This window comes from Bacillus sp. JJ1609 (assembly GCF_036967045.1).
Classification (GTDB): Bacteria; Bacillota; Bacilli; order Bacillales; family Cytobacillaceae; genus Mesobacillus.
This window is the reverse complement of record NZ_JBALSS010000008.1, coordinates 232116-233991: the sequence shown is the minus strand read 5'-3', so window position 1 is coordinate 233991 and position 1876 is coordinate 232116. Positions and strand designations below refer to the sequence as shown.

Sequence of the window (1876 nt, the reverse complement as noted above, 5' to 3'; positions counted from 1 at the left end):
ACTACAATCAACAGGGTATGAAAAATCAATATTCAGCTTTAACAGAAATATTAATTAAAGTGTTTCCATTCCATTGTGATTTTGTCAACTTTTACCGTATGCATGGTCATAATTACCATCCTTTTACAGGGAACAGATATGTTATTCTAAATGTATATATTACGAACAGATTACAAAGGGTTAAAAAAGGTGGGTCCAGCATTGAAAATTGTTTTTGCGTCTACACCCGGACAAGAAGAGAAAATTTTGGAACTGGCCAGGTATTTTTACACTGATATTTTTCCGTTATATTTCAACGATGAAGATATACAGGAATTTGAACGGCTTGAAGTATTACATACCAGACCAGAGCAATTCGAGAGATTCAGTACACTTGGAGATGCCTTTCAAGTCATCACTAGCATGAATACATTGATCTCTATTTTGGAGTCTGGCCATATTCCTGAAAAATATCAATCCATGTTCCGCAGGAATGTTCAGACATTGACAGATTACGGAATATGTTTTCCATTCAACTACAACCAGTTCTCAGACACAAAGCATATCCATTTAGAGTATATAAGTTCCTATACGAAACCAGCTAATCGACTGCTTTTGTAAGGGCTTCATCACTCTGCAAACTTAATGCGAACAAACGAAACGCCTGCTTGACGAAGCAGGCGTTTTTTCTGTGCCCAAGCTCCTGGCGAAGGAGCTTGAGCATCTTTTATTTACTATTCTCATTAAACCATTGTTCAAATACAGGCTCATCCTGGTAGCCGACAATGCGGTTCACTTCTTTGCCATCCTTGTATTGGACTATGGTCGGCGTGGATTCAATACCGTAATTATTCCAACCTTCTTCAAACTCAAGCAGATTGAATTGTACCAGGTTCACATCCATTTCCTTAGCTAGAGGAGATACAATAGGGGTTGTTCGTACACAGTGCGGGCAAGTAGGACTGTAAAAGTATACAGTTGCATCTTCACCATTTTTAATGACTTTTTCAAGCTCGTCCGGTGTGATGATATTTTGATAATTGGGATCTTCAAGCTGTTTTACTGTCTCAGGGTGCAGAGCTTCTTTGCCAAATGGATTGCCCGCTGCCTTTTCCTCATTTTGTGCTTTATTTACAAAAAATAAAGCTGCGAACAAACCGACAATGATGACTAAAAATATGATTACCTTTTTCAAATCATTCTGCCTCCTTAGTCTTCTTCCAGATGATCATGCTTAATGTAAATATAATGATAAAAGCCGAAAGTGCGAGGAATGGGATTGTAATAAAACCAAACCAGTTTATATATTGGCCGGTACATGGAACTCTTCCGCAAGTAACGGCATTGTCGGCCATGAACGGAACCTTTTGCAGCGAGTAGTGGTAAATGGAAATCAGCGCACCAACCGCTGACATAGCCATCGTATATACGGAAATTCGATAATCCTTTTTAACAACCGCTATTCCAAGTATTAAAGCAAATGGATACATCAATATTCGCTGGTACCAGCAAAGCAAGCAAGGTTCATACTGGCGGATTTCTGAAAAATACAAACTGCCAAAAATGGCAAGGATCGAGGTAGCCCATGCCGCAAACAAAAATGTCTCCCTGGAGTCCTTTTTAACTTGTCCCATGCTAATCTTTCCCCCTAAAACAACATATTCTCTACTTAAGCTTCATATAAAAAAACACACTATCATCCCATTACATCTTAAGAAATATAATACACTATTTCAATTAAGATTGTGTGAGTTTAGTTACAAGCAAAATAATCAAGCTGAAGATTTTTAAATGAACAAAAAGGATAAGCTAAATTATAAGTAATATATTGAGATGATAAAGGGTATAGGGATAGGTAATTATTTTATTAGGCTCTGTTAAAGCCCAATGTTGTTTT

General features: G+C 37.5%; 3 protein-coding genes. 1 reads left to right on the top strand and 2 read right to left on the bottom strand.

What is annotated here, in order from left to right; all coding sequences use genetic code 11:
- Positions 1 to 201: 201 nt before the first annotated feature.
- Positions 202 to 600, top strand: a complete 399-nt coding sequence (locus V7654_RS09895) for a YhcU family protein (RefSeq protein ID WP_335430174.1) — start codon at positions 202 to 204, stop codon at positions 598 to 600.
- Positions 601 to 706: 106 nt separating this feature from the next.
- Here the strand turns inward: V7654_RS09895 and V7654_RS09890 are convergent, their stop codons facing one another.
- Both V7654_RS09890 and V7654_RS09885 read right to left on the bottom strand, forming a co-directional pair.
- A complete protein-coding gene (locus tag V7654_RS09890; protein ID WP_335430173.1) occupies positions 707 to 1174 on the bottom strand; it encodes a thioredoxin family protein in 468 nt (155 codons plus the stop codon).
- Position 1175: 1 nt separating this feature from the next.
- Positions 1176 to 1613: a disulfide oxidoreductase gene (locus V7654_RS09885; protein WP_335430172.1), complete on the bottom strand. Its 438-nt coding sequence runs from the start codon at positions 1611 to 1613 to the stop codon at positions 1176 to 1178.
- Positions 1614 to 1876: the final 263 nt, after the last annotated feature.

What these genes read in the sequence shown, in the direction of transcription:
- V7654_RS09885 (WP_335430172.1), bottom strand. Translation starts at nt 1,613, where the DNA reads ATGGGACAAGTTAAAAAGGACTCCAGGGAGACATTTTTGTTTGCGGCA.